1 protein-coding gene is annotated in these 500 nt (G+C 40.6%); it reads left to right on the top strand.

Annotated features, from left to right (window positions below):
- Positions 1-500, top strand: a 500-nt coding sequence (locus ACSVH7_RS15125; RefSeq protein ID WP_438067518.1) for a cadherin-like domain-containing protein, incomplete at both ends; no start/stop codon positions are given.

Raw genomic sequence — 500 nt, 5'->3', positions numbered from 1 at the left:
ATTGCACAAAACAATGCGTATGGCGGATTAGAAGATGCGGTTTCCATAACAGGAAATGTGATCACCGACAATGATGCAACAGCAGGATTGGATGGAGATATCGATTCAACAACTTTAGAAGTAAAAGAATATTCTATTGCTGGAATCACAGGAGTACAAGCCGTAGGATCAGCAGTAACAATTCTAAGTGTTGGTAGCCTTACGATAATGTCAGACGGAAGTTTAACATTGGTACCCGTTGCTAATTACAATGGAACGGTTCCAACAATTACTTACACTTTAACCGATGGTGCTTTAACCGATACAGCAGATGTTGTGATCACAGTTACAGCAGTAAACGATGCACCAATTGCACAAAACAATGGGTACAGCGGACTAGAAGATGCAGTTGCTATTACAGCAAATATCATCACTGATACTGATGCAACAGCAGGATTAGATAGCGATATCGATTCGGCAACTTTAACCGTAAAAGACTATACAATTGCAGGAATCACGGG

It is taken from the genome of Flavobacterium sp. TSSA_36 (genome assembly GCF_051547165.1).
Lineage (GTDB): Bacteria > Bacteroidota > Bacteroidia > Flavobacteriales > Flavobacteriaceae > Flavobacterium.
Note: the sequence above shows the minus strand (reverse complement) of the source record. Positions and strands in the feature narration are given on the sequence as shown.